At 44.4% G+C, this 26,345-nt stretch carries 22 protein-coding genes and 1 tRNA gene; 11 read left to right on the top strand and 12 right to left on the bottom strand.

Annotated elements, in window-relative coordinates; translation table 11 throughout:
• The first annotated feature begins 1 nt into the window (after nt 1).
• A complete protein-coding gene (locus FGM00_RS18680; protein WP_138854376.1) occupies nt 2-2,752 on the top strand; it encodes a PD-(D/E)XK nuclease family protein in 2,751 nt (916 codons plus the stop codon).
• Here the strand turns inward: FGM00_RS18680 and FGM00_RS18675 are convergent, their stop codons facing one another.
• The 3 genes from FGM00_RS18675 to FGM00_RS18665 form a co-directional block, all read right to left on the bottom strand.
• Nucleotides 2,753-3,463, bottom strand: coding sequence for an SDR family oxidoreductase (locus FGM00_RS18675; protein ID WP_138854375.1), 711 nt, complete (start codon nt 3,461-3,463; stop codon nt 2,753-2,755).
• A 255-nt stretch (nt 3,464-3,718) separates the two neighbouring features.
• A tRNA-Ala gene (locus FGM00_RS18670) sits at nt 3,719-3,795 on the bottom strand.
• On the bottom strand, nt 3,786-4,034 hold the full coding sequence (locus FGM00_RS18665) for a GIY-YIG nuclease family protein (protein WP_138854758.1): 249 nt from the start codon (nt 4,032-4,034) through the stop codon (nt 3,786-3,788). Before FGM00_RS18665 ends, FGM00_RS18670 begins: the two co-directional genes overlap by 10 nt.
• A gap of 462 nt (nt 4,035-4,496) precedes the next feature.
• Here FGM00_RS18665 and FGM00_RS18660 point away from each other — a divergent pair, with 462 nt between their 5' ends.
• Both FGM00_RS18660 and tamL read left to right on the top strand, forming a co-directional pair.
• On the top strand, nt 4,497-9,494 hold the full coding sequence (locus FGM00_RS18660; RefSeq protein ID WP_138854374.1) for a translocation/assembly module TamB domain-containing protein: 4,998 nt from the start codon (nt 4,497-4,499) through the stop codon (nt 9,492-9,494).
• 10 nt (nt 9,495-9,504) lie between these two features.
• On the top strand, nt 9,505-11,835 hold the full coding sequence (tamL, locus tag FGM00_RS18655; RefSeq protein WP_138854373.1) for a translocation and assembly module lipoprotein TamL: 2,331 nt from the start codon (nt 9,505-9,507) through the stop codon (nt 11,833-11,835).
• 18 nt (nt 11,836-11,853) lie between these two features.
• Here tamL and FGM00_RS18650 read toward each other — a convergent pair whose 3' ends face one another.
• Nucleotides 11,854-12,651 (bottom strand): universal stress protein, encoded by a 798-nt coding sequence (locus tag FGM00_RS18650; protein WP_138854372.1) that lies wholly within the window; start codon nt 12,649-12,651, stop codon nt 11,854-11,856.
• 50 nt (nt 12,652-12,701) lie between these two features.
• On the opposite strand from FGM00_RS18650, the gene FGM00_RS18645 reads away from it, so the two are divergent.
• The 7 genes from FGM00_RS18645 (at nt 12,702) to FGM00_RS18615 (ending at nt 18,485) form a co-directional block, all read left to right on the top strand.
• Nucleotides 12,702-13,202: a GNAT family N-acetyltransferase gene (locus FGM00_RS18645; RefSeq protein WP_138854371.1), complete on the top strand. Its 501-nt coding sequence runs from the start codon at nt 12,702-12,704 to the stop codon at nt 13,200-13,202.
• 3 nt (nt 13,203-13,205) lie between these two features.
• Nucleotides 13,206-14,543, top strand: a complete 1,338-nt coding sequence (locus FGM00_RS18640; RefSeq protein ID WP_138854370.1) for an MATE family efflux transporter — start codon at nt 13,206-13,208, stop codon at nt 14,541-14,543.
• A gap of 82 nt (nt 14,544-14,625) precedes the next feature.
• Nucleotides 14,626-15,393, top strand: coding sequence for an enoyl-CoA hydratase/isomerase family protein (locus FGM00_RS18635; RefSeq protein WP_138854369.1), 768 nt, complete (start codon nt 14,626-14,628; stop codon nt 15,391-15,393).
• A 3-nt stretch (nt 15,394-15,396) separates the two neighbouring features.
• Nucleotides 15,397-15,882 carry a DUF4199 domain-containing protein gene (locus FGM00_RS18630; protein ID WP_138854368.1) on the top strand — a complete coding sequence of 162 codons (486 nt, stop codon included), beginning with the start codon at nt 15,397-15,399 and terminating at the stop codon, nt 15,880-15,882.
• Between the two features lie 556 nt (nt 15,883-16,438).
• Nucleotides 16,439-17,194, top strand: a complete 756-nt coding sequence (locus tag FGM00_RS18625) for a class I SAM-dependent methyltransferase (protein ID WP_175416270.1) — start codon at nt 16,439-16,441, stop codon at nt 17,192-17,194.
• 67 nt (nt 17,195-17,261) lie between these two features.
• Nucleotides 17,262-17,711 (top strand): 6-pyruvoyl trahydropterin synthase family protein, encoded by a 450-nt coding sequence (locus tag FGM00_RS18620; RefSeq protein WP_138854366.1) that lies wholly within the window; start codon nt 17,262-17,264, stop codon nt 17,709-17,711.
• Nucleotides 17,712-17,717: 6 nt separating this feature from the next.
• Nucleotides 17,718-18,485 (top strand): UDP-2,3-diacylglucosamine diphosphatase, encoded by a 768-nt coding sequence (locus tag FGM00_RS18615; RefSeq protein WP_175416269.1) that lies wholly within the window; start codon nt 17,718-17,720, stop codon nt 18,483-18,485.
• 1 nt (nt 18,486) lies between these two features.
• Here FGM00_RS18615 and FGM00_RS18610 read toward each other — a convergent pair whose 3' ends face one another.
• The 6 genes from FGM00_RS18610 to FGM00_RS18585 form a co-directional block, all read right to left on the bottom strand.
• Nucleotides 18,487-19,014, bottom strand: coding sequence for a hypothetical protein (locus FGM00_RS18610; RefSeq protein ID WP_138854365.1), 528 nt, complete (start codon nt 19,012-19,014; stop codon nt 18,487-18,489).
• Nucleotides 19,015-19,147: 133 nt separating this feature from the next.
• Complete coding sequence (locus FGM00_RS18605; RefSeq protein ID WP_138854364.1) at nt 19,148-20,419, bottom strand: MFS transporter; 1,272 nt, start codon at nt 20,417-20,419, stop codon at nt 19,148-19,150.
• 2 nt (nt 20,420-20,421) lie between these two features.
• Nucleotides 20,422-20,808 carry a VOC family protein gene (locus FGM00_RS18600; protein WP_138854363.1) on the bottom strand — a complete coding sequence of 129 codons (387 nt, stop codon included), beginning with the start codon at nt 20,806-20,808 and terminating at the stop codon, nt 20,422-20,424.
• The gene (recJ, locus tag FGM00_RS18595) at nt 20,805-22,493 is read right to left on the bottom strand and encodes a single-stranded-DNA-specific exonuclease RecJ (RefSeq protein WP_138854362.1); all 1,689 of its coding nucleotides are present in this window, start codon (nt 22,491-22,493) and stop codon (nt 20,805-20,807) included. Before recJ ends, FGM00_RS18600 begins: the two co-directional genes overlap by 4 nt.
• 58 nt (nt 22,494-22,551) lie before the next feature.
• Nucleotides 22,552-22,878 (bottom strand): four helix bundle protein, encoded by a 327-nt coding sequence (locus tag FGM00_RS18590; protein WP_138854361.1) that lies wholly within the window; start codon nt 22,876-22,878, stop codon nt 22,552-22,554.
• 42 nt (nt 22,879-22,920) lie between these two features.
• Nucleotides 22,921-23,349 carry an OsmC family protein gene (locus tag FGM00_RS18585; protein ID WP_138854360.1) on the bottom strand — a complete coding sequence of 143 codons (429 nt, stop codon included), beginning with the start codon at nt 23,347-23,349 and terminating at the stop codon, nt 22,921-22,923.
• Between the two features lie 123 nt (nt 23,350-23,472).
• Between FGM00_RS18585 and FGM00_RS18580 the strand changes: the two genes are divergently transcribed.
• On the top strand, nt 23,473-24,075 hold the full coding sequence (locus tag FGM00_RS18580; RefSeq protein WP_138854359.1) for a carboxymuconolactone decarboxylase family protein: 603 nt from the start codon (nt 23,473-23,475) through the stop codon (nt 24,073-24,075).
• Between the two features lie 394 nt (nt 24,076-24,469).
• On the opposite strand, the gene FGM00_RS18575 is transcribed toward FGM00_RS18580, so the two are convergent.
• Together FGM00_RS18575 and FGM00_RS18570 are read right to left on the bottom strand one after the other, a co-directional pair.
• Complete coding sequence (locus tag FGM00_RS18575) at nt 24,470-25,042, bottom strand: uracil-DNA glycosylase family protein (RefSeq protein ID WP_138854358.1); 573 nt, start codon at nt 25,040-25,042, stop codon at nt 24,470-24,472.
• Nucleotides 25,043-25,097: 55 nt separating this feature from the next.
• A complete protein-coding gene (locus tag FGM00_RS18570) occupies nt 25,098-26,225 on the bottom strand; it encodes a DUF819 family protein (RefSeq protein WP_138854357.1) in 1,128 nt (375 codons plus the stop codon).
• Between the last annotated feature and the right edge of the window lie 120 nt (nt 26,226-26,345).

Below are 26,345 nucleotides of genomic sequence, written 5' to 3'. Positions count from 1 at the left end.
TATGCAGAGTTTTTTGGAAGAAGTTGTAGGCCGAGTAAGGGAAACGTTTCCCTCTTTAGAAAACGTGGTTTTTGTACTCCCCAGCAAGCGTGCCGGCACTTTTGTTCGCAACGCTATCGCCAAATCCGCCCAACGAACCGCATTCGCTCCCGAAATATATAGTATAGAGGGCTTTGTCGAGCAGATTGCGGGAATAGCCTACGCCACGAATACCGAACAACTTTTTGAACTTTATACCTCCTATGAGGAACTGACCAAAGGCGAAAAGGACAACTTCTATGCCTTCTCTAAATGGGGACAGACACTACTTCAGGATTTTAATGAAATCGATCGGTATCTTATCGATGTGCGACAGCTGTTCTCAAATCTATCCGCCATTCAAGAGATAGGCGTGTGGGCTCCCGACGCACCCCGAACACAGATGATGGAAGATTATGTGGCCTTCTGGGCGACCATAGGAACACTTTACGATCATTTCAATACCAGCCTACTGCAAAAAGGTATCGGACACCAAGGTCTCGTATACCGCAAAGCGTATGAACAGGTAGATTGCTACTTGAATGAACACAGTGAAAAAATCCACATATTCATCGGTTTTAATGCTTTGAACACGGCTGAGGAAAAAATAATACAACGCATTATAGCGCATACGAATACCGAAATTTATTGGGATATAGACCAATCTTTTTTGAACGATCCCATACACGACGCCGGACTCTTTATCCGCCAGCATCTGAGCACTTGGGATTATTTTAAGAACAACAAGCTGAACGGCCTGAGCAATTTTTATACCACGCCTAAAAAAATTGAGATCATCGGGCTGCCTAAAAACGTTTCACAGGCCAAGTATGTGGGCCACCTATTAAATGAACTGCACCTATCGGAACAGAACACCCTAACCAAAACGGCGGTTGTACTCGGCGATGAAACCTTACTCAACCCTATTTTGAACGCCATTCCCGAAACACTTTCGGATGTAAATATAACCATGGGTTATCCGTTGCATAAAACCGATCTTGCCACACTATTTATCCAATTTATGGAGCTTTACATTAATAAAGACCCACAAGGGTGGTTCTACCAACCTATTTTGGGCTTTTTGGCGAATCCGTATGTGCAGATTCTATTTTCCGATGAAGAAAGGAATACCGCGACCCATTTAACCGAAAAAATAAAGAAAAACAATTGGGCCTATCTAAAGGCCGGAAAGTTGTTTCAAGCTTCTAACGAGCATGCGATGGTAGACCTGATTTTCTATGATGAAAACCATACTCCCCTTGATTTTGTTAAAAGGTGTTCGGTGCTCATCACTCGGCTAAAGGAAAAATTCGATGCCCTTAACGATAGCCTGTCCAAAGAATATCTTTATCGCTTTCATCAGCTGTTCACCCAGCTTCAAGAACTATTGGAAAAACACGGTTTTGTCAATGATATGAAGTCATTGCTAGGCCTGTTCAAGGAATTGCTTTCTTCGGAAACCTTGGATTTTAAGGGAGAGCCCCTAGAGGGACTTCAAATTATGGGGATGTTAGAAAGTAGGAACCTCGATTTTGAAACGGTCATCCTTACCTCGGTCAATGAGGGTATTCTACCTTCGGGCAAATCGAACAATTCATTTATCCCGTTCGATTTAAAACGTGCCTTTAATCTCCCTACCTACATAGAGAAAGACGCGGTATATACGTATCACTTTTATCGATTGCTACAACGTGCCAAGAATGTTTACCTTCTTTATAATACCGAACCCGATATACTCGAAGGCGGCGAAAAGAGCCGATTGATCCATCAATTGCTGACCGACCCGAACAAACGCTCCCAAATCAAGGAAATCGTTGCGGCCCCGAAGTTGGAACCATCGGTAAAACAACTGGAAGAAATCGAAAAGGATGAGCACCTGATGACCCTTGTCCAGGAACATGCCGAAAAAGGACTTTCACCAACCTCTTTGAGCAATTACATTAGAAACCCCATCGATTTTTACACCAGAAACCTATTGGGTATCGAAAATGTACAAGAAGTTGAGGAAACCGTCGCACACAATACTTTTGGTACTATTGTACATGATAGTCTAGAGCTATTGTATACCTCTTTCGTCGGGGATATTTTGTCGGAGGTAAAGTTGAAGGCCGCCAAAACGAAGGTGAAAGAGACGGTGAAACAAGAATTTCAAAAAACGTATTTGGATGGGGACATCAGTCGTGGAAAAAACTTGATCGCCTTTAATGTAGTCGTTCGGTATATCGAGAATTTCTTGGACATGGAAATCGTAGCGTGCAAGAAACATGAGATAAAGATCATTGCCCTGGAACAAAAATTGAGTACGACCTTGGACATTCCAGAGGTCAATTATCCGATTCGCTTAAAAGGAAAATTGGATCGAATCGATAGTAAAGACGGTATTGTAAGGATTATCGATTACAAAACAGGGAAGGTAATCGCAAAGGATGTTAAACTAACGAACTGGGACAATCTTACCGCTGAATACGATTACAGCAAAGCATTTCAACTGTTATGCTATGCCCTTATGTACTCCAATAGTTCGAAGGCCGGCGATATACAAGCGGGAATCATCTCGTTTAAAAATTTAAAATCCGGGCTGTTGCCATTTACCCTAAAAGATCGCACCGAAAAAACGAAGACAGACGATACCTTTATCGACAAAGAAGTGCTTCACAATTTCAATGCCGAGCTCAAAAAGCTGATACTGGAAATTTGCAATCCCCAATTGCCTTTCAAAGAAAAGGAAGTGTAACTATTTTTTATCGGGTCGCGTAGGCCTTACCTCAACTTTGCTCGGTAATGTTCTGGGGTGCATCTTCAGCAGGTCTAGCACCAAATCGCCAATATCTTCCGGTTGTATTTTCCAGGCATCTTTTTCGTCCGGTTCATTGCCATTAAAGTGTGTGGCTACGGAGCCCGGCATGATGGTAGAAACTTTGATATCGTATTTGCGCAAGTCCAACATCGCGGCCTGTGTAAAACCGACCACTCCGAATTTGGTGGCATTGTAACCGGCCCCTGAAGCGAAGAAGTTAGTACCTGCCAAACTGGCCAAGGTCATGTAATATCCTTTCGATTTCTTTAACGCCTCGACGGAAGCCTTTAGCGTATGGAAAACCCCGTTCAAATTGGTATCGATCATACTGTGCCACTGCTCCTCCGACATTTCATCAATAGCAGCAAAATGACCTACCCCGGCATTGGCAAGAATCACATCCAACTGGCCCCATTTATCTAAGATGGCCCGAACCGCCTTTTGTTCGTCTCTATGCTGCGTCACGTCCGATTCCAAGGCTAGGACTTGGTTGGCATCGCCCAAATATTCGGCTGCCTGCGATACCGTTTTGAGCTTCCGCCCACTAATCGCTACACGCATTCCAACTTCGATCAATTTTTTGGCCACACCGAACCCGATGCCTTTTGATCCTCCCGTGATGTAGGCGACTTTTCCGTTTAAATTCATGTCCTGTATTATTTTGGTAAAAATATAATATTCCTAGAGAGATACTGTCCTTTATAAAATTAAAACAATCTTAAAATAAGGATAGTATTCTAAAGAATACCTAGAGACTGCTAAGGTTCCGGATAACCTCTTATAAAAATTTGAAAAAACCACCCTTTTCCAAGATGGTTGTTGGTGTAGAATACCTCCCCGAAGCATCGAGGGGAACCGGTGACCTACCAAAAACAAAAAAACCACCTTTTCCAAGGTGGTTTTTGGTGGAGAATACCGGAGTCGAACCGGTGACCTCTTGCCTGCCAGGCAAGCGCTCTAGCCAGCTGAGCTAATCCCCCAAGTCAATATTATTTTTTCTCCATTTTCTACCGCCGGCAGATTTTAGATATTTCTCTCTTTTTCTTGCCATAACACTTAACTCATAATTCTCCAAATGAATTATTCTCCAAGGCACAAAAGGTTTCGTGCTTTTTGTCTTCCCGCTATTGTGTTGATTTAATCTAACATGCGGATGTTTCGACATACCAACATAGAACCTATTAAAATCATCACTGAATATCACGTAGACAAAAAACATCTTAAATGTCAGTTTCGATTCTTGCCTGCCTGGCAAGCGCTCTAGCCAGCTGAGCCCGCCCGAACGTGCCATTTGGTACGGGCGGGCTAATCCCCCATTTTGGCTGCCGCAAAGGAAATACTTTTTGCCAACCTATCAAAATTACACCTCAACTATTTCCGGGCCTAAAAAAGGGTGTTTTCCATCACAATGGCAGCTACGGCCACAGAGAAGCCCTTCCAACCCGTGATACCGTGGCCTCAATAGTATAATAGGCTACGTCAATTTCACTATACCATGCACGTATTTTACGTTTAATGCGCTTACCGAATCCGATGATATAACAGATAATCCTGGCAATGACAGGCAGTAAGCGTTGAAAAGGCCCCAAAATTGCAATAGGGTCAACAATTAGCGCAACATTGTGAAGGGTTCTTTGCGAAACGTTTTACTTTTGGCCCTACCGAAAGGATACGCCACCAGTTGGAAAAGAAAAGAAAACATAGAACCTTAAGACGCATTGGCCGGATTTGTATCGTGCTGCTATTGCTATTCGCAGCAGTAATCCTTTTTATCCGCAGTCCATGGGGGCAGGATATCATCGTAGATAAGGCAGTTGACTATGTTTCCGGAAAAACGGGAACGAAGGTTGAAATCGAACGCCTGTTCGTGACCTTTGCCGGAGGGGTGCAGCTTGAGGGATTGTATTTGGAAGATACCCAAGGCGATACCCTTATCTATTCCAAAACGCTCGAGGCCGATGTGGCACTCTCCCCTATTTTATTCGGAAACAGCCTGAACTTAAAAAACCTGGAATGGAAAGAGGTTACCGCGACCGTTAAACGCCCTGAGGGTTCCGAAAAATTCAATTTCGATTTCTTGATCGATGCCTTCGCAACGACCGATAGCCCAACCACCACCGAAGCGTCCGAACCTATGGCTATTTCCATCGGTACCATCGACCTTTCCGACGTTAAGCTACGCTATACCGATAGCTTTTTAGGAATGGATGCCAACGTCCGCCTGGGGCGGCTAAATCTCGAGGCCGACCAAATCGATCTGGAAACGATGCGTTTCGAGTTGGACGCGTTCGAACTTTCCGATTCCGAAATCGGCTACACCCAAACAAAGCCCTTCGTTTCGGAGGATACCACAGCGACAACACTTCCTTATTTGAGCGTTGACGACCTGAAAATCACCGCCGTAAAAGCAAATTACAATTCAGTACCCGATAAGGTCAGTGCCGAAGTCGATATAACGGATTTTTTACTGGAACTGCCCAAGGCCGATTTGACGAAAAACGATTTTGAAATCGACCTGCTACAGCTAAAAAATTCCCATGTTTCGGTAGTGATGGCCGAACCAGAGGCACAATCAACCGATTCCACCTTAGTTACCAAAACTGCTTTCGAGTGGCCCCAATTTTTAGTCGAGGTACGTGCCATCGATTTACAAGACAATGCCATCGCCTACCGAATGGGCGATACGGAACCTGTTTCGGGCACCTTCAATCCCAAGGCCCTTGCCCTATCAAATGTTACTTTGCAGGCCAATGAATTAGTATATCGGCCTGAATATACGGAGCTGACCCTCGACCACTTGGGATTTGCCGAAAAAAGCGGTTTTCAGCTTCGCAAGCTAGCCTTTGATGCGCAGTTGGAAGCGAAGTCAGCTTCCATTTCCGATTTGGAACTCCTAACCAATAATAGCAAAGCGTATGGAGGACTAGCACTTGAGTATACGTCCGTCAATCGGTTCATTGACCAACCCGAAGAAACCCAAGTCAACTTCAATCTCGTCAATCTGGTCGTTGCGCTGGAAGATGCTTACCCATTTCAACCCGACCTTGCCTCCAACGAATATGTCATAAAAGCAGCGGAAAAACCTTTTACTGGTGGCATGAACGCCAATGGTACCCTTGCTGACATTGAAGTGTCTTTTTTCGACCTTGATTGGGGCGATCAGACCTCTCTCAAGGCCGATGGACGAGTTAAAAATATACTGGATACCGAGGCGCTGTTTTTCGATTTCAACAACGTAAAGGCGGTCACGAACCGAAAAGACCTTTTGCAATTCGTTTCGGAGGCCGACTTGGGTATTTCCATCCCGCAGGATATTGTGATGGAAGCAACAGCAAAGGGATCGCAAAACGCTATGAACGTCAATGCCTCCCTGAAAATCCCCGAGGGGTTCGCTATGCTTACCGGCAATTACTCCAAGTACGAAAAAATAGCCTTTGAAGGCAACTTAAAGGTCGACAGTCTTCGCTTGGACAAATTGCTTCAAAACGATGAACTGGGACCGGTTTCCTTCGTTATTGACGCTTCTGGAAGTGGCGCAGATCTGAACTCCCTGAACGCTTCGTTACAATCTAATTTTACCCAATTGCAATTTAAGGGGTATGATTTTTCGAACCTTGTTCTCGACGGGGAAATCGTAAGTGGCGTCGGGGATATCAATTTGAAATTTAAGGACTCCAACCTGAATCTTAACGCAAAAACCCGGGTAAACCTAGATACCCTAAACTCGAAAATAAATCTTGATCTGCATCTGATAGGCGCCGATCTCTATGCCCTTGGTATCACCGAAGAGGAAATCAAGGCCGGTTTAAAAATGAAAGCCGATTTTACCGGTAATAATGAAGATTTTACGGTGAACGCGCTGGTCTCTGAAGGAGTCGCGGTTTACGACAACGAGCAGTATCAACTCGGTGATATCGAAATGGAAACAAACATCGGAAAAACCACCACCGACTTTACGATCAACAGCGATTTCCTGAACGGTACTTTGGTATCCAACACTTCGCCCGACAAGCTGAACGCTGCACTTCAAAGGCAGTTTAAAGGTTATTTCCCTGATGCACGGGTGAATGAGGTCATTACCGATTCCGTGCGGCTACAGCTAGATATGGCACTCACGCCAGTGCCTGTTTTGACCGAGGTATTCCTGAGGGGAGTACAGCGACTCGACTCTATTAATGTGCAGGCCGATTTTGATGCGATTTCCAAAGTCGTTAACGCAAAGTTGTACATGCCCTCGGCCATGTATAACGGCGTTGCCGTTGATAGCCTTAACGTACTGGTCGAAGGCAATGCTACCGACCTGAACTTTCAGGCAGGACTTGCCGGCGTGACCGCCGATCCGATCAATGTAAAGCGCACCTTCTTTACCGGAAACCTACAGAACAATGAACTGCTCTTGGATTTCAGTTCGTTCGATGACCAAAACGAACTTGTGCATATTGCCTCCGAAATGACCTTGGCCCAAGATACCGTAAAGCTGCACATCAATCCCTCCAAGCTTATCTTTAATGAAAAGGAATGGACAGTTCCACAAGATAACCGCATTACTTTCTCCAATAATCACTGGGGGTTGCGAAATATGGTTTTGAACCGAAATGACCAAGAACTGACGATTAGCAATCAGGTTGCGGGAATCGACCAAGAGCACATTGGGGTAACTTTCGATAATTTTAAGCTGCAGACCTTCCTGAGCTTGTTCAATCCCGATAAAGCCTTGGCAGCAGGATTGGTCGAAGGGAGGTTTGTGGTCGAAAACCCTTTTGATGCCCCAGGGATCATTGCCGATTTTAAGATAAATAGCCTCGAAGTAATGCAGAATGCCTTGGGCAACCTATCCTTGGATGCCGTTTCAAAAGGGGATGATACCTATGATTTTAATCTGGCATTAAAGGATGGCGGGGCAGATCTTGATCTGACAGGGGATTATACCGCGGCGGATACTGGGGCGCGATTAAACTTAGACCTAGACCTGAACAAACTGGAAATTATGTTGATACAAGGTTTATCCGAAGGCCTTCTGAAAGATGCTAAAGGCTATATTTCCGGAAACGTAGATGTGCAAGGCACGACCGCAGAACCAAAATATGACGGGCGATTGGATTTTAATCAGGTGGAATTCAACGTTGCTTCCTTAAATTCAATCTTCAAAATCGATAAGGAAAGTCTTCAAGTGGATAATACCGGATTGTACCTCGATACTTTTCAGATTGGGGATGCAAATAGTAATACGTTCACTTTGGATGGCAACATATCGACCGAAAAATTGACGAATCCTGGTTTTGACTTACAGTTGAAAGCTAGGCAATTTCAGGTATTAAATTCTACCAAGGAAGATAACGAGCTTTTCTATGGCACCGCCAGCTTTGATGCCGATGTTACCGTCAAAGGCAACCTTAACCTGCCTAAGGTAGATGGAAAGCTGCGCGTACGTAAAATTACCGACGTCACTTACGTAATTCCGGAATCGCAATTGGATGTGGAAGAACGGGACGGGGTCGTCATCTTTGTCAACCGCGAAAACCCCGATGCCATTCTGACTAGGAACGAGGAAGAAGAAACAGCTTCCCTTTTTCGGGGAATTGATGCCGAAGCCATATTGGAAATAGCCGACGATGCCATCTTTCATATTGTCATTGACGAGAAAACAGGCGATAACCTTCAGGTTTCGGGCGACGCGGCCTTGAACCTCAATATCGAACCCAATGGCCGCATCAACCTTTCTGGACGATACGAGCTCAGCTCCGGGCATTATGAGACCAGTCTCTATAATCTAGTCAAGCGTAAATTTGAAATCAATCCGAGCAGTACGATTACCTGGCAGGGCGACCCCACCGATGCCAAACTGGATGTAACGGCGGTCTATAAGGTAGAAACCTCTGCGGCCCCATTAATGTCGGCGGTAACCTCGGGCGAAGATCTGAGTGTCATCGGCAAATACAGACAGGTATTGCCCTTTATCGTGTATCTGAATGTAGACGGAGAGCTGCTTGAACCGAAGCTGTCGTTCGGGCTGGATATGCCTGAAGACGAACAAGGCTCATTGGGTGGTGCCGTATACGGTAGGGTACAGCAGCTTAATGGGCAAGAAAGCGCATTGAACAAGCAGGTATTTTCCCTTCTTGCCCTCAATCGCTTTTTTCCTGCGAGTGGTAGTGATGGTAGTAGCGGCGGTACCGCTGCCTTGGCCAGGGGCAATGTAAATAAAGTACTTTCAGGGCAATTGAATGCCTTCTCGGATAAAATCTTCGGGAAAAGCGGATTCGAACTCGATTTTGATCTCGACAGTTTTACGGATTACCAAGGCGATAGTCCACAGGACCGTACCCAGTTGAACATCAATGCCAAGAAAAAATTGTTTGACGATCGCCTTATCGTTACCGCAGGTAGCGCGGTAGATGTGGAAGGCAGTGGGCAGCCCGGACAAGGAGAAACCCCGATTATCGGAAACGTGAGCTTGGAATACCTGATGACCGAAAATGGGAGGTACCGACTAAAGGGATTCCGAAAAAACGAATACACGAACGTAATCGACGGACAGCTGATCCTTACGGGGGTCGCTTTGATTTTTCAACGGGAATTCAATAGGTTCAGTGAGCTTTTTAGTCCAACGGAAGAACTTAAGGACCAGGAAAAAAAGGAGAAAGAAAACAACCCGAAAGAAAAGAAACAGGAAGACTGAAATCAAAAAGATGGCAAGCAAGAACAAGACATTTGCAATACCCATACTGCTGCTCATCCTACTCCTGGGAGTGACAGGCTGTAGCATCTCTAAGTTTATTCCTGAAGGGGAGCACCTGTATTCCGGAGCTAAAATCGAGACCGCATTGGGCGAAGACGTAAAAGCGGTCAAAAATATGAATCTGATCGAAGCGGAGCTGAATAGCTTGGTCAGACCTCAACCCAATACCCAGCTGCTCGGGATTCGCTTAGGGCTATACTATCATTACAAAGCCCAACAGGATAAGCCTGGCTTTCTCAATAAATGGCTGAACAAAAAATTCGGTGAGGAACCGGTATATTTTTCAGAGGTCAACCCCTTGCGGGTCGAAGAGTTGATGTTGAATCGACTAGACAACCGCGGCTTCTTTTATAGTTCGGTAACTTCCGAAATCGACAGTACCGAAAAATATACGGGCGTTACCTACAAAGCAGTACTATCAAAGCCTTACACACTCGAAAAATTCGAGCTTGAGAAAGATTCCCTACTTATTTATGACGAAATAGAAGATGTACTGTCCGAAACCAAAATCAAAAAAGGGGACCGTTTCGACCTCGAATTGATGAAATTCGAGCGTGAACGTATTGATGTTGCCCTAAAGCAAAGAGGATACTATAATTTTAATCCTGATTTTCTGATTTTCGAAGCAGATACCAACCGCTATGACAATAAAAAATTCGATCTTTTTCTCCGATTAAAAAAAGGGACCCCTAGCAAATCAATTATTCCCTATGCCATAGATTCCATCACTGTTTATCCAAACTATTCGATCAATAATGACAGTCTGCGAACCGATCCGGAGACCATAAATGGCATCGATTTCATACAACGTGATGAATTTTTCAAACCAAAACTACTTGAGCCCTATATTCTGTTTGCAAAAGGCCAGAAATACAATGCACAGACCGCCCGATTGACCAGTAATAGATTATCGGCCCTAGGAAGCTATAAATTCGTGAACATCCGCTTTAATGAACGGGACTCCATTGCAAAGGATGGCGACACTGGTTCTTTAGATGCCGATATTTTCCTTTCACCGCTGAACCGTCGGGCAATTCGCGCCGAATTGCAGGCAGTAACCAAATCGAACGGCTTTGCCGGTCCGGGTATTTCGGTCACCTACAGCAACCGCAACCTTTTTAAAGGAGGCGAAACTTTGAGTATTACCGGCAATTTCGCCTACGAGGCTCAACTCTCCGGTGGTCAGGATTCGGGCTTGAGCAGTATAGCGGGTGGCCTTAACGCGGATCTGACCATTCCGAGGTTGGTTCCCTTTTCCCCAAGCCGGTTCAAATATGCCGTACCAAAAACGAAAATCGGGCTCGGGGCGGATTTCCTGAATCGCAGTAAATTGTATTCCCTCAGCTCCTTCAACACCTCTTTTGGCTATACTTGGAATGCCAATGAATTCGTATATCACGAATTGAATCCCATTAGCGTCAATTATGTAAACCTTACAAATACCACTCCAGAGTTCGAGGCTATTTTGGAAAATAACCCTTTCTTACGGCAAAGTTTCGAGCAACAATTTATCGCAGGACTAAATTATACCTTCACTTATAACGAACTCGTTGATGAGGACAAGAATCGTCCTATTTTCTTCTCGGCCAATCTCGATATTGCAGGAAATACCCTGAGTTTGTTTAGCGGCGACAAGGAAACCATTTTTGGTTTGGAGTATGCCCAATATGCCAAATTGGATGTTGATTTTCGGTATTACTTGAAATGGGGCAAGGAACAGGCCCTTATTGCTCGAACATTCGCAGGTTGGGGAATTCCGTACGGGAATTCAAGTACCTTGCCCTTTGTAAAGCAATTTTTTTCGGGAGGCCCGTATAGTGTCCGCGCTTTTCAGATACGTTCGCTGGGACCTGGTACGTTTACATCGGTCGGGGAGGGTAGCAATTCGTTTTTCGATCAATCGGGAAACCTGCGGTTGGAAGCCAATCTAGAATACCGCTTTCCCATCTGGTCGTATCTTAAAGGAGCTGTATTTGCCGATGCCGGAAACGTCTGGCTCACCTATAACCCCGAGATTTCGGATGATGAAACCGCAGAAGGTATGGCATTCAATCAACGACTACAAGATGAAGGAAAGTTCGGTAAGGATTGGACCAAGGAACTGGGAATCGGCGTCGGTTTTGGGCTTCGGGTGGATATACAGAGTTTTGTCATCCGGTTGGATTTGGCATCACCCTTACAGGTGCCCTATCTCCCCGAAGGCCAACGTCTACGAACGCCTTTTCTTGATGGGGGCGACGATAATCTAATCTTTAATTTCGCTATCGGATATCCGTTCTAGAAATCCTTATAAAATCGGCTAGTCTTTTTTAACACTCAGTACCAAAACCGGAGTAGGAGCGGAAAACTCGGATTTAAGCACCGTTGATTTTTCCCAAAGCTTTTTGAAAAAACCACGTTTACGCCGGAAAACGACCAGCAAATCCGGCTTTTGCGATTGAAAATGTTCCAGCACCCCAAGGTAGGTGCTCGGATTTTCAGTAATGGTCAGTTTTGAGGAAATATCCATCAATGCCGTATTTATTTGCAGGTCTTCGTCGGTGTAGCCAGGCGTCTTGACCATCAATAAATTTACTGTGGCACCAAACTTATCCTTAAGCGCAATCAACGGGTTCAGAATACGATTTCTTTTAAGGATTCCCGATTTAAAAGCGGTCAAGATGTTGCGCATGGGCTTTAAGGTGGTACCTTTGGGCACAATAAGCGTTGGAATATCCGTTTGTTTAATGATTTTTCCGGAAGTGTACCCAAGGTATAATTCTTCTTTAACATCGTTGCTTCTTGGAGCCATAATAATCAGATCGATTCCCAGCTCCTTATCGATTTCCTTTAAACCGTCGGCTATGTCGCCGTTGTAGCTAGCAATTTTAATTTCCACCCCTTTGGCATCCACTCGGTCTATAACCTCCTTAATCCGTTCCTTACTGTTTTTGGCGACTTTCTCGGTAATGTTCGATAGCCCTCCTGTTTTTGACGAGACCGCGAAGACATCCATCAAAAAAATGGTCGAAGAAAACTCGACTGCGAAATCAACCGCATATTGTAACGTAAAATAAGAATCCGGATTGGTGCCTATAGGAACGAGAATATTTTTCATAGTGAAATTCTTGATTATACTCTAAATTTACAACTTATTCGAATCCGTTTATGATCCGTAGTGCAAAGATATCGGAAATACCCGACATTTTAATTCTCACCAAGGCCTGCGCGGATGATATGATCACCAAAGGGATTTACCAATGGAATGCACATTATCCGAACGCGGCGGCCTTTGAAAAAGATATCGCACGGGACGAGTTGTACGTGCTAATCGTAGATGGAAAGCTTGGCGGGACTATCGTGATATCTACATTCATGGATACCGAATACGAACCGATACAATGGACGCCCACAAATCGGAAAAGTGTTTACGTGCATCGTTTGGCGATACATCCATCACTTCAAGGAAAGGGCCATGCCCGACTGCTGATGGATTTTGCCGAAGACCATGCCCGCAAGAATGGCTACGGGTCCATACGATTGGATACCTTTAGCCAAAACAAGCGCAACCAAAAATTCTATGAGACGAGGGGGTATCAAAGATTGGGCGATATTTATTTTCCGAAGCAAAGCGAGCATCCGTTTCACTGCTATGAATTAGTGCTGTAACGTATGACGACAACAGACCAGCCCAATATCGGTTTCAAACGCATCAATAGCCTTGCCATTCCTGCCATCATTGCAGGGATTGCGGAACCGCTATTGTCGATTACCGATACGGCCATTGTCGGCAACATCCCGGTTGACGGATTGGAATCACTTGCTGCAGCCGGCATCGTCGGTTCCTTTCTCTCTATGCTGATTTGGATTCTTGGCCAAACGCGCAGTGCCATTTCTGCCATTATCTCGCAATATTTGGGTGCGGGGCGAGTAGCTGATGTAAAAACACTACCCGCACAAGCTATTTTTTTGAATATCGGACTGAGCATTCTTATTCTACTTTCCACAATTTTTATAGTTGAAGAAATCTTTCAGCTGCTCAATGCCTCGGGAAAGATTCTGGATTACTGCATTTCCTACTATTCCATTCGCGTTTGGGGCTTTCCCCTTACGCTTTTCGTTTTCGCGGTAATGGGTATTTTCCGCGGTCTCCAAAATACCTTTTGGCCGATGATGATCGCCATCGTCGGGGCCGTACTGAACGTCGTTTTAGATGTAATTTTTGTTTATGGCATACAAGACTTTCTAGAACCTATGTACTTGGAAGGAGCTGCTTGGGCCAGTCTTATCGCACAGGGCGTAATGGCCTTGATGGCTTTTGTACTATTGGTTACCAAGACCGATATCAGCCTAAAATTAAAATTGCCCATACATCCGGAGCTTGGTCGTTTGGTGACTATGAGTCTCAATCTGTTCGTAAGGGCCTTGGCCTTGAATATCACGCTGTTATTGGCCGTTCGTGAGGCGACCGCGCTGGGCGATCGCTATATCGGAGCGCATACCATTGCCATCAACCTTTGGTTGTTCGCCGCCTTCTTTGTAGATGGCTACGCTGCTGCCGGAAACATTATGGGTGGCAGGTTACTTGGTGCCAAAAACTACATTGGCCTTTGGTCATTGGCGAAGAAGGTCGTTTTGTACGGTATTACGGTAAGTGTTGTTTTAATGATTTTTTCGACACTTTTCTATAGACCATTGGGACGCCTATTCTCAAATGAGGCCATCGTATTGGAAACTTTTTATGGCATATTTTTCATCCTGATCATCGGGTTGCCCATGAATACCGTAGCTTTTGTATTGGATGGATTATTCAAGGGCTTGGGCGAAATGAAATACCTCCGAAACGTATTGCTTTCGGCTACTTTTTTGGGCTTTGTGCCCATGCTATTTTTAGGAAAATATCTCAATTGGGGTATTTACGGCATTTGGATAGCTATTTCCGTTTGGATGTTCGTGCGGGGAGCTGCCTTGGTGTGGAAGTTTCGCAGAAAATTTCGACCACTCCTGTAAAACGTTTAATTTTGGTCAAGGACGACGAACATATTCGAGTCGATAGAAAAGAAACGACTCCTTAATCTTTTAATATTCTGAAATGGGAACCGACAGAGCGAATGGAAGTCTGTACACTAAAATCGATGGTAAAGTCGCTGTGGTAGAATTCGGGCATCCTGCCAGTAATTCATTCGTTGCCGTTTTGTTGGATAGGCTCACTGCCGAACTCGAAAAGCTTTCGGAAAACGACGCTATTACCATTATCGTTCTTAAATCGGAAGGGGACCGGGCTTTTTGTGCTGGCGCCTCGTTTGATGAATTAATGGCCGTTTCCGACCTTGAAGAAGGAAAAGTTTTCTTTAGCGGATTCGCCAATGTCATTAACGCCATGCGCCGCTGTAAAAAGGTTATCATCGGCCGGGTACAAGGAAAAACGGTCGGTGGCGGTGTCGGTCTGGCGGCAGCTTGCGACTATGTGTTCGCATCGGTAGAGGCTTCCGTTCGGCTTTCGGAACTCACTATCGGTATTGCGCCCTTGGTCATCGGTCCCGCCGTTGAGCGAAAAATCGGTACAGCTGCACTTTCGGAACTTTCACTCTCCCCCACCGAATGGAAAAATGCATACTGGGCAAAGGAAAAAGGCTTATTTGCCAAAGTGTTCGATAGTATGAAGGAATTGGACAATGAAGTCGCATTCTTCGCTCAAAAGTTGTCAGGGTACAATCCAGAAGCGCTACACGAATGGAAAAAAGTGTTATGGGAAAACACCGACCATTGGGATACCTTATTGGTCGAGCGAGCGGCAATCACAGGTTCTTTGGTCTTGTCAGAGTTTACTAGAAATGCGCTGTCGAAATTCAAAAAATAACCCATGAAAAATTTTAAGATAGAATTCAAGTGGGCCGTAATTTTTATTATGGTACAGTTCATTTGGATGTATATTGAAAGAGCTACGGGGCTCCACGATGAACATATTGCCAAACACCTTATTTATACGAATCTCTTTGGGCTAGTCGCAATCGTGGTGTATGTGATGGCCTTACGCGATAAGAAGCAAAATTTCTTTAATGGTGATATGAATTGGAAACAAGGTCTACTAAGCGGCATAGTCCTCAGCGTGATCATCGCCCTTTTTAGTCCGTTAACGCAGTATATCATCAGCACTTATATTACTCCGGGCTACTTCGAGAATATTATCGCGTTTTCCATCGAAAACGGTAAAATGACTTTAGAAAATGCCCGCGGGTATTTCAACCTTAAAAGCTATATTCTACAAAGTGCATTCGGGGCTTTGACTATGGGCATCGTAACTTCGGCCGTTGTGGCCTTTTTTGTAAAAAGTAAACCAAAAAGCTAAAAAAATAACTGTATGGGTGGAGATTTGATTTTCCCGTTATTGGCATTATTTGTAGTCGGCGTGTATCTGTTCAATCGGTTTCGGAACCGTCGGAAATAATATTCTTAAAAACGGGTCGTTCTTACTTCAAATAAATTGAGGATTTCATGAAAATTTTAAACTTTTTAAACGGAGAGCTGATCTTTCCGATGTTAGCACTTTTCGTAGTGGTAATCTATTTTATCAATCGGGTTCGTACCAACAGAAAATTCAAGCGTTGATAAGAACGAAATAGCGTTTTATCGCATCCAAATCCATTCAAAAAGTTGAAACTACTATGCATGACAGGTGTGCATACTACATTAATGTTTTTCTGCTTTGCTCGATTTATACCCCCTTTGCAAGATGATGAAAATTCTTGGCTACCGATTATATTAGTACTGGCTTAATTTTTTTGGTATTCATATTGTGCCTATATTCAACTCGTTATACAAAAATGGGCCGAGACATCAAAAGGTTTTCCGTTGAAGGATTTGATTTTTTGATAGGGCTCTGAGTTAATATAATGCTTGTAGGAATGGATGAAAATGATTTACATTTCCTCACCTTACGAAGAGAGATAATCAAAGCGTTTGGGTACGATTTAAAGCCAGATAACGTAATCCTGGACTTCGGATGTGGCGCCGGTAGAACGGTGCAGGATTTACGTGATTTCGGTTACCAAGGCTTCGGTTGTGATATTGAATTCAAAGAAGAGGAAGGTACCGACACCAAGTCTTTACGTGATTCGAATACCATCAGACCGATAAAGTGGGAACCCTATGAACTCCCATTCGACGATGCTACGTTCGACGTTATTTTTAGCGATCAGGTTTTTGAGCATGTGCAAAACTACCCCGAAGCCATCGCCGAACTCGAACGGGTATTAAAACCGGATGGTTGCTGCTTACATGTTTTTCCTTCAAGATACAAACCGATCGAAAGCCATGTTTTTGTACCGTTTGCCTCAATCATCAGATCCTATGGCTGGTTATATTTTTGGGCCTTAACAGGTATTCGAAATGAATTTCAAGGGGGGCTTTCCGCCAAGGAAACGGCTAAGAAAAATCACCATTATCTCCATAATTATACCACCTATTTCACGAAAAATAAGCTTTTCCAACACTTTAAAGAATATTTTCAAGAGGTGGTTTTCTGTGAGAATCTATTCCTAAAATATTCGAAAAAGGGACGTTTCAAAAACATGCTTTTCAAATCCGTTCCTTTTTTTTCGGCTGCGTATAGAACATTCAGTACCAGGGTTATTTTCACTAGAGGACCGCTTAAAAGCTAAAGTCGAACCCTTTGTCCACTACATTTTTACAGAGAATGGCTATCTTTAGCCCCTTAGTTTAAAAGCCATGGGCAACATTAGAATCACCAAACAATTTACCTTCGAGACCGGACATGCCCTTTTCGGGTATGACGGTAAATGCCGCAATGTACACGGGCATAGCTACAAACTTTCGGTAACCGTTATCGGCCAGCCGATAACAGATACCTCGCATGTTAAACTAGGAATGGTGATCGATTTTGGGGACCTGAAGAAAATAGTCAAGGAGGAAATCGTGGATGAATTCGATCATGCGACCGTTTTCAATAAGAATACGCCGCATGTAGAACTTGCCAAAGAACTGAGCGATAGAGGCCATCAGGTTATTTTGGCCGATTACCAACCCACCAGCGAGAACATGGTCATCGACTTTGCGGCCAAGATAAAGGCGCGCCTCGGTAAAAACATCAAACTACATTCCTTAAAACTTCAAGAGACCGATACTTCGTTTGCCGAATGGTTCGCATCGGATAATTAGTTTGCCATGACCGAAATAAATATTCCCGAAGGAAAAAAAGTATATTTCGCCAGTGACAACCACTTGGGCGCGCCAACTATGGCACTTAGTCGTCCGCGAGAAAGGAAATTCGTGGCTTGGTTAGATGAGATAAAGTCAGATGCCGGAGCAATCTTCCTTTTGGGCGATCTCTTCGATTTCTGGATGGAATACAAAACCGTTATCCCCAAGGGATTTACCAGAACGCTTGGTAAACTTGCTGAAATCGCCGATTCGGGCATTCCCATTTATTATTTTGTCGGCAATCACGATCTTTGGATGAACGGTTATTTTGAAGAAGAGCTCGGTATTCCCGTTTTTCATAAACCACAGCAATACGCCATCAACGGTGTCACTTTTTTTATCGGGCACGGCGACGGACTAGGACCGCACGATAAGGGTTATAAACGGATGAAGAAAGTCTTTACCAATCCCATTTCTAAGTGGTTCTACCGATGGGTGCATCCTGATTGGGGCGTGCGATTGGCACAATACTTTTCCGTAAAAAATAAACTTATCTCCGGGGATGAGGATGCCAAATTTCTGGGCGAAGACAAAGAATGGCTCGTTCAATACGCCAAACGGAAGTTGGAAACCCAGCATTACGACCATTTTATTTTCGGGCATCGGCACCTCCCTTTGGAAATCGATTTAAACGGAAAATCGAAATATACCAACCTCGGTGATTGGATCAATTATTATACCTACGCTGTCTTGGATGAGGGAATGCTTTCTCTAAAGAAATTCGAGAAATGACCTATAGTTTATATCCTACCCTCAAGTGAAGATTAAATGCAGGACCAAATTTATCATCGTCGGGATTTTCATCCGCAAAAATACTGAAACCAGCTCCTCCTTTACTAAAATATTCGATTCCGAGGCCAAACCCTAACTCATAATTGAACTTTTTGCCAATATTCTTTCGTGTTCCGATTGTCGGAACAAATGAAATACTGAGGTTCTTTCTCTCTTGATAGGTGTTTACCGGTATAGCAAAAACATCAGGCCGTAAACTTGTTTTAAAGGCTATAAAGTTGCCACTGTTGTCATCAATTCGCTTAGCCTTTTCCAATCGATTTTTGCGGTTATAGTACCAACGAGGCTCCAAAGTAAGTATAGGTTCGAAATGCAACCCTTCAGCCAGGCCAAAATAATCGAATATCCCTACTTCAGTTCGCAAAGCCCATTTCGGATCCAATCTGGCCTCATGGTATCCCCAAAAGCCCCAAAAGCCTGTTTGAATCCCAAAAAGTGATTTTTCAACACTTGTATCTTGTGCTTTCAACGAGATTGAAGAAAGTAACGATAACACTAGACAATTATATATGATAGGGTATACTCTCATCGTCAGAAGCTTAGTCGATTTAATAAAACAATTGATTTTATAAAAACCCTAAGGTAAACAGGCAGTTACCGTACTATTCGGAGGATTCGTGTTCCTCAACGTCTTTTTGAAGGTCGAGCTTTCTAAAGGTCGGTGACGCAAAAGCCGTTACCCCGACGGTGAGCAAGGTCATACAACCCCCAAAGACCACCGCGGTAACCGTCCCCATTAGTTTGGCAGTCGCACCGCTTTCGAAGGCACCCAGCTCGTTGGAGGAGCCCACGAACATCGAATTGACCGAGGCTACCCTGCCCCGCATATGGTCGGGCGTTTTTAATTGCAGTATCGTTTGTCGGATGACCATCGAAACCCCGTCTAAGGCACCACTTGCGAAAAGTGCGAACACCGATAACCAGAACGAGGTAGAGAATCCAAAGACGATTATGCTTACACCGAATCCGAATACCGCCCAAAGCAATTTTTTGCCGGCGTTTTTGTGAACAGGGAAACGGGTAGACCCTATCATCGTAATTGCCGCACCAACGGCCGGGGCAGCCCTTAAAACGCCAAAGCCCTCAGCACCCACTTGTAAAATATCCTGGGCAAAAATAGGAAGCAACGCTACTGCGCCTCCAAAAAGTACCGCTATCATGTCTAAGGTCAATGCACCAAAGACGGCCTTTGAACGGAACACGAATTGCAAACCCTCTCGAAGGCTTTGCAGTACGGGTTCCCCGATTTTCGGGTTCATAATGGGTTTCCTCGAAATTCGTAAAACGCAGATCATAGCGATAAGCGAAAAACCGAAAATGAGGCACATTGACCAATGTACCCCAATCCAACTGATTGAGAATCCAGCCAACGCAGGGCCCAGGACCGATGCCATTTGCCATGTCGTGCTGCTCCAAGTAGCCGCGTTCGGATATATTTTTTTGGGAACGATCAAGGCGATCAAAGAGAAAATCGTCGGCCCTAGAAAGGCACGTACGACACCCCCGAGAAAAACCAGAAAATAAATGGAATACAGCACCGTAGTTGTACTAAAATCAGCTACTAAGGTTGGTTCGCTGAGACAAAAAAGACCCAAACTGATTACCGAGAAACCCAGAATACATTTGACCAAGAGATTCCGCTTTTCTTTTTGATCCACAATATGTCCGGCAAAAAGTGCCGTTGAGACCGCTGGGATAACTTCCATCAGACCGATAATACCTAGGGACCAAGGGTCTTTCGTCATTGAATAGACCTGCCATTCGATAACGATAAATTGCATCGACCAAGCAAAGACCATGGCGAAACGCGCCAATAGGAAAATATTGAACTCTTTGTAACGCAGGGCTGCGTAGGGGTCTAGTTGATTTGCCATTCCTAAACCGTTAGCTCTATTCGATTTCCTTCGGGATCCAACACTACACTTTCATAATAGCCATCACCGGTGGTTCTGGATTCACCCAAAATTCGCATCCCGTTTTTACGTAGTTTTTCCGTCAATTCGTCTACCTTGTTTTTTGTCCCTACCGATATTGCCAAATGAACAAAGCCCATCTTTTCGGTACCAGGCGCTCCAAATACGGGAATATCCGGTTTCTGCATGATTTCAAGTCGTGCACCCTCGGCAAACTCTAGAAAATAGGAGGAGAAGTTCTTTTTAGGATTAACATATTTCACGCCAGCCTTTGCACCAAAGTACAATTCATAAAATTCGCGCATGCCTTCCAAATCATAGACCCAAATCGCTAGATGTTCTATTCTCATTTGAGGTCTTTCAATTTTAGTTGAAGGCTAACGGTTCCTTGCCACTCATTCTCATCTAACGTAAAAACGGCCGCAAAGGGTCTTTTGTTCTTGACTACGGATAATTTGCTCCCTAGTTTAAAACCGATACCGCCGATAGGGCCTATCCCATGCTGTTTAACCGAGACTTTTAAATGGTCTTCGGTCTGGCCCACGGCTTTGGCATAGCCAGTATCCCTTAAACTTTCGGCCATGAATACTGGCGTCATATTGCCCGGACCAAAGGGGGCGAATTGATTGATGATGCGCAGAAGCTTGGGCGATATTTGTTTAAAATCGATGAGTGCGTCGACCCTTATTTCGGGGGTAAGCAAATTGGGGTCGATGGTTTCAGCCACCACTTTTTCAAACTGGGCCTTGAAGGTTTCGTACTGCTCTTCCAACAAGGTAAGCCCTGCCGCATATTTATGTCCGCCAAACTGTTCAATACAATCGGAACAGCCCTGCAGCGCATTGTAGACATCAAAACCTTTGACAGATCGGGCAGAGGCCGCCAATTTTTCCCCGCTTTTGGTAAAAACCAAGGTCGGTCGGTAATACGTTTCGGTCAATCGCGAGGCCACAATGCCAATAACCCCTTTGTGCCAGGAAGCGTCATACACCACCGAGGTAAAACGTTCCTGTTCCTCATTAGCCGCTATTTGCAACAAAGCTTCCTGGGTAATCTCTTGGTCCAAACCCCTGCGATCCGTATTGAACTGTTCTATTTCCTTGGCAAACTCGCGGGCCCTTTCCATATCGGTTTCCACCAATAGGTTTACGGCATGCTGGCCGTGTTTCATTCTGCCTGCGGCATTGATGCGCGGGGCGATGATAAAGACCACATCTGTGATGGTCAGTTGGTTCTTGTTCAATTGGTCGATAATCGCTTTAAAACCGATTCGCGGATCGGTGTTGATTACCTGCAGTCCGAAATAGGCCAAGACCCTATTCTCTCCCGTCATGGGAACAATATCGGCCCCGATGGCCGTAGCGACCAGATCTAAATAGGGTATTAAATCGTTTATGGTCTCTCCTTTCCGGGATGACAAGGCCTGAATCAATTTAAAGCCGACCCCACAGCCGCACAGCTCGTCGTAGGGATAACTGCAATCGTCTCTTTTCGGATCTAAAACAGCCACGGCATCTGGCAGGGTAGCTCCTGGTCGGTGATGATCACAAATGATAAAATCGATATTTTTAGCCTTGGCATACACTACTTTCTCAATGGCTTTTACCCCGCAATCTAAAGCGATGATAAGCGAAAAATCATTATCATGGGCGAAGTCGATGCCAAGATAAGAAACTCCGTAACCCTCATTGTAGCGGTCTGGAATATAGGTCGCCACGTTGGGATAGTACGTTAATAAATAGGATGAAACCAGCGCTACCGACGAGGTGCCGTCAACATCGTAATCCCCAAAAACAAGGATATTTTCGTTATCGGCAATTGCTTTTTCGATACGGGACACGGCAACGCCCATGTCTTTCATCAAAAAAGGGTCATGCAAATCGGTGAGTTCCGGACGGAAGAATTTTTTGGCCTTTTCATAACTATCGATTCCCCGTTGAAGTAATAACTCCGCCACCAAAGCATCGACCTTCAGCTCTTTAACAAGCAGGTCGATTTTATCTTGTTCCGGTTTTGGTTTTATGGTCCAGCGCATGAGGTGATTTAAATTCAAATTCAAAAATCAAACACAAATTCAATAGTTTTACTGCAGTCTAACCCTTATTTTTAATGATTGTAGCTAGTATTTTAATCAGTTGTTCAACTTCATCTAAAAGCGCCGCTCTTTTGGAAGCATTTCCGTAATTAATTTTTGATTCTTTGAGTTCCTTAAGAGAAATAGTTGCCTTATTCTTAAAATCTTTATCGGACTGAGCACCTTGCATTTCACCAAAATTCAATGCAGAACTTCCCCCGGAGCGTAATAATTGATGCCCATAATACTGGCCTGTAAAGTCTTTTGGCATCCCTTCACAAAAAAGAGCCGTATCCGCGGCAAAATTCACCAATCTTTCCTCTAAATCATAAGGTTTCTCGGACATGAGATTATTTTTGAATTTGTTTTTTGAATTTGTATTTGTTTTTTATTCGTTGTGAAACACCGTCTTAATCTCCAGCTCCGCAAACCGTCGAAACATCTCCATAACCCCACAGTATTTTTCTACGGATAAATCTACTGCTTTCTGCAATTTGTCCTCTTTCAAATTGCTGCCATGAAAATGGTATTCAATGGTAACGGTATCATAATACTTCGGGTGTTCCTCGGTCAAATTCGCAATGGTTTCAATGGTAAAGATGTCCACGTCCAATTTCATTTTCTTGATCAACGAAGCCACATCCAGACCGGAACATCCGGCCAAACCGGAGAGCATCAATGCTTTTGGTCGGTAGCCCTTGCCCTCCCCGCCATCATCGGGCCCCGCATCGATCGTAAGATCCAATCCCGATGGATTGTTACTTTCAAAGGCCATGTTTCCCAGCCATTTGGTAGTGATATGATTTGTTGCTCCCATAAATTTTCGTTTCTTGTGTATTCCAAAAATACAATAATCTATGGTCACATCGAGCGCAGTCGAGATGCGTGTTCAAAAGTCCTTGATGGCGCTCGATGTCTTAGAATAACAAAAAATAATTTTATGCCTTTAGTAAACCCACTTGCTCCTACCCACAGTCCGGAAACAGCCGAATTGGCCAAATTTTTTAACGAAACCCTTGGTTTTTGCCCGAATTCGATTCTGACGATGCAGCATCGGCCTGCCATCTCGAAAGCCTTTATCAATTTGAACAAGGCCGTAATGGCGAACGAGGGGCGCGTGACATCGGCCCTAAAGAGAATGATCGCCTGGGTGAGTAGCAATGCCACCGGTTGCCGCTATTGCCAGGCCCATGCCATTCGTGCCGCGGAACGCTATGGCGCGGAACAGGATCAATTGGACAATATCTGGGAATACCGTACCCATCCGGCTTTCTCCGAAGCGGAGCGTGCGGCTTTGGACTTTTCCTTGCAAGCCTCCCAAGTGCCGAATGGCGTTGATGCCGAAATAAAAGCGCGTTTGTACGAGCACTGGAACGAGGGTGAAATCGTGGAAATGTTGGGCGTTATTTCGCTCTTCGGATATCTCAACCGCTGGAACGACTCTATGGGCACCTCCATTGAGGAAGGCGCCGTTGAAAGCGGCGACCAGTACCTAGGAAAGCATGGCTGGGAAAAAGGAAAGCATGATGGATCTCGCTACTAGATTTTAGAAGTGGGATGTTAGATTTGAGACTGCTGCGCTTTTAAAAATTCGGAAGCTAGACCTTGAATGTCACTTCGAGCGCAGTCGAGAACTTGGTCTGTACTACATCTACTTTATGTTTTCAAGTCTTACCCTTGAAACATTCCCATAGAGACTGAAATTAAATAAGGTGTCGATGGCGTTGGTAATCCATATCTTGAAAAAAGATTCGGGAGAAAGAGAAACACGATGGATCTAGCTACTTGATTTTAAAGGTGATGTTAGACTTAAGATCGCTACACTGCTAGAAAAAATAGTCAAGACCAAATGTTGCGTTTTCCTTATTGCCAAAAAGGATTACCCAAAAGAACAAAGCACCTCATATACAGGTTGCTTCACTCCGTTCGCAATGACACTACTGCAGAGCACCTTTTACCGTTTCCCGCAACTCCCCTAAAACGGCCTTCTCAAACCAAGGATTCTTCGCCATCCAAAAACGATTGACCGGCGAGGGGTGCGGCAAGGGAAAATATTGGGGTAGGAAATCTTTAAAATTCGCTACATTTTCGGTGAGGTTTTTTTTCGATAGCCCTTTTAGGTACTTGTCCTGTGCATACTTGCCGATGACGATGACCAATTTCACATTTTCCAGTTGGTCCCAAACTGATTCATGCCATAATGGAGCGCATTCTTTTCGGGGCGGTAAATCACCTGTTTTTCCCTTTCCGGGATAACAGAAGCCCATGGGCAAGACCGCAAAATTATCGGGATTGTAAAATTCCTCATCGGAAACTCCGAGCCACTCCCGTAATTTTCTGCCGCTAGGATCGTCCCAAGCCTTGTTATGTTCATGTGCTTTTCTGCCGGGTGCCTGACTCACCAAAATTATCTTAGACTTCAAGGTAGCCGAAATAATCGGTCTCGGCGTTAAAGGCAAATGGGCTTTGCAGACCTTGCAGGCCCTTATTTCTTTGAGTAGCTTTTGCATACGAACTTTAGCAATTTTCAAAAGATTCCCTCTCCGCAAATTGAAAGAAGGAAATTTAAATTAAAAAGGATTCTAAGAGATAAATAGTTAACATTCCCCAAAAGGTACCAGTAGCCATACTTAGTATGGCCAGTACAATGGCATGCGGCATCCACTTTTTTTCGTAGGCAGCCGTTACCGCGGGGGCCGTGGCGATACCGCCAACATTGGCCATACTGGCGATAGGCACCCAGGCCATATTCACATTCAATCCTTTGGCAATTATCATCATAAATATAAAATGCCCCAGGAGCCAAACTATCAAAAATCCTAAAAACGAAAAATTAAAGCCTAAAGTGGCAAATTGCAGTTTCAATCCGAGAACGGCCATGACAAGGATGATTAAAATACCCCCGATTTTTAAGGTAAAACCGAAATTCCATCTCGGAATAAAGTTGCTGAGCGCGAGACCGATAAAAGATAAGGCTACCACGCGACCTATAAAGCTGTCAATTAAAAAATTGGAGGTAATCACCATCGCCAATAAGATTATAGCACATAGCCATGGAGAAAGTGGATTCGTATTTTCAGAGCGCATATCCTCGGGCATGGCAATGTCCGTAATTTTAAAAAACCTGTTCAAAAAAGGACTTTTCTTGATGGTCTGAAACATCAAAATCGTCCAGATGTTCACTAGAATGTTATCCATAACCAGAACGGAGAGAAAGATATTCTCCGGACATTCGACCAGTTCCTTCAACACCAACTGACTGGTACTGCCCCCGATCCAACTGCCTACTATGGGCGGAATTCCTTTCCAATATTCCTGATTGATCAGGGTTTCGGAAACCAATTCGGTATTGATCAAACCAAGGCCCAACAGTACAGGGAATACGGCGATAAACAAGGAGCCTCCGGCAAAAAGTAGTATCGGTTTCCACCCGATGGCTTTTAATTGGCCCAGGGAAAGACTGCTCATAACGGCTATGATGGCCAAGGGAATGAAATAGTCCTTACTAAAATCGTGAATGACCGCTTGGGAATAATCGACATCCATTACATAGGAAATGAGGGCGGGAATAATGTACGCCAATAAGATGGCCGGCACCCAGTCAAAAAGCGATTTTATATATCTGTTCTCCCATCGGTCTAAGAAATAAACGGCGATAACGGTACAAAGCGAAATTAGCCATGGTGCTAGCATGATGCCAATTTAACACAAATAGGGCTACGTTTGTCAAAGACCATTCTATTCCTGCCCGTGCTTCGACAAGCTCAGCATGGCAAAGTAGAATTGATTTGGCATTTATGGTATCCTTAGTAG

The organism is Aggregatimonas sangjinii (assembly GCF_005943945.1).
Classification (GTDB): domain Bacteria; phylum Bacteroidota; class Bacteroidia; order Flavobacteriales; family Flavobacteriaceae; genus Pelagihabitans; species Pelagihabitans sangjinii.
Note: the sequence above shows the minus strand (reverse complement) of the source record. Positions and strands in the feature narration are given on the sequence as shown.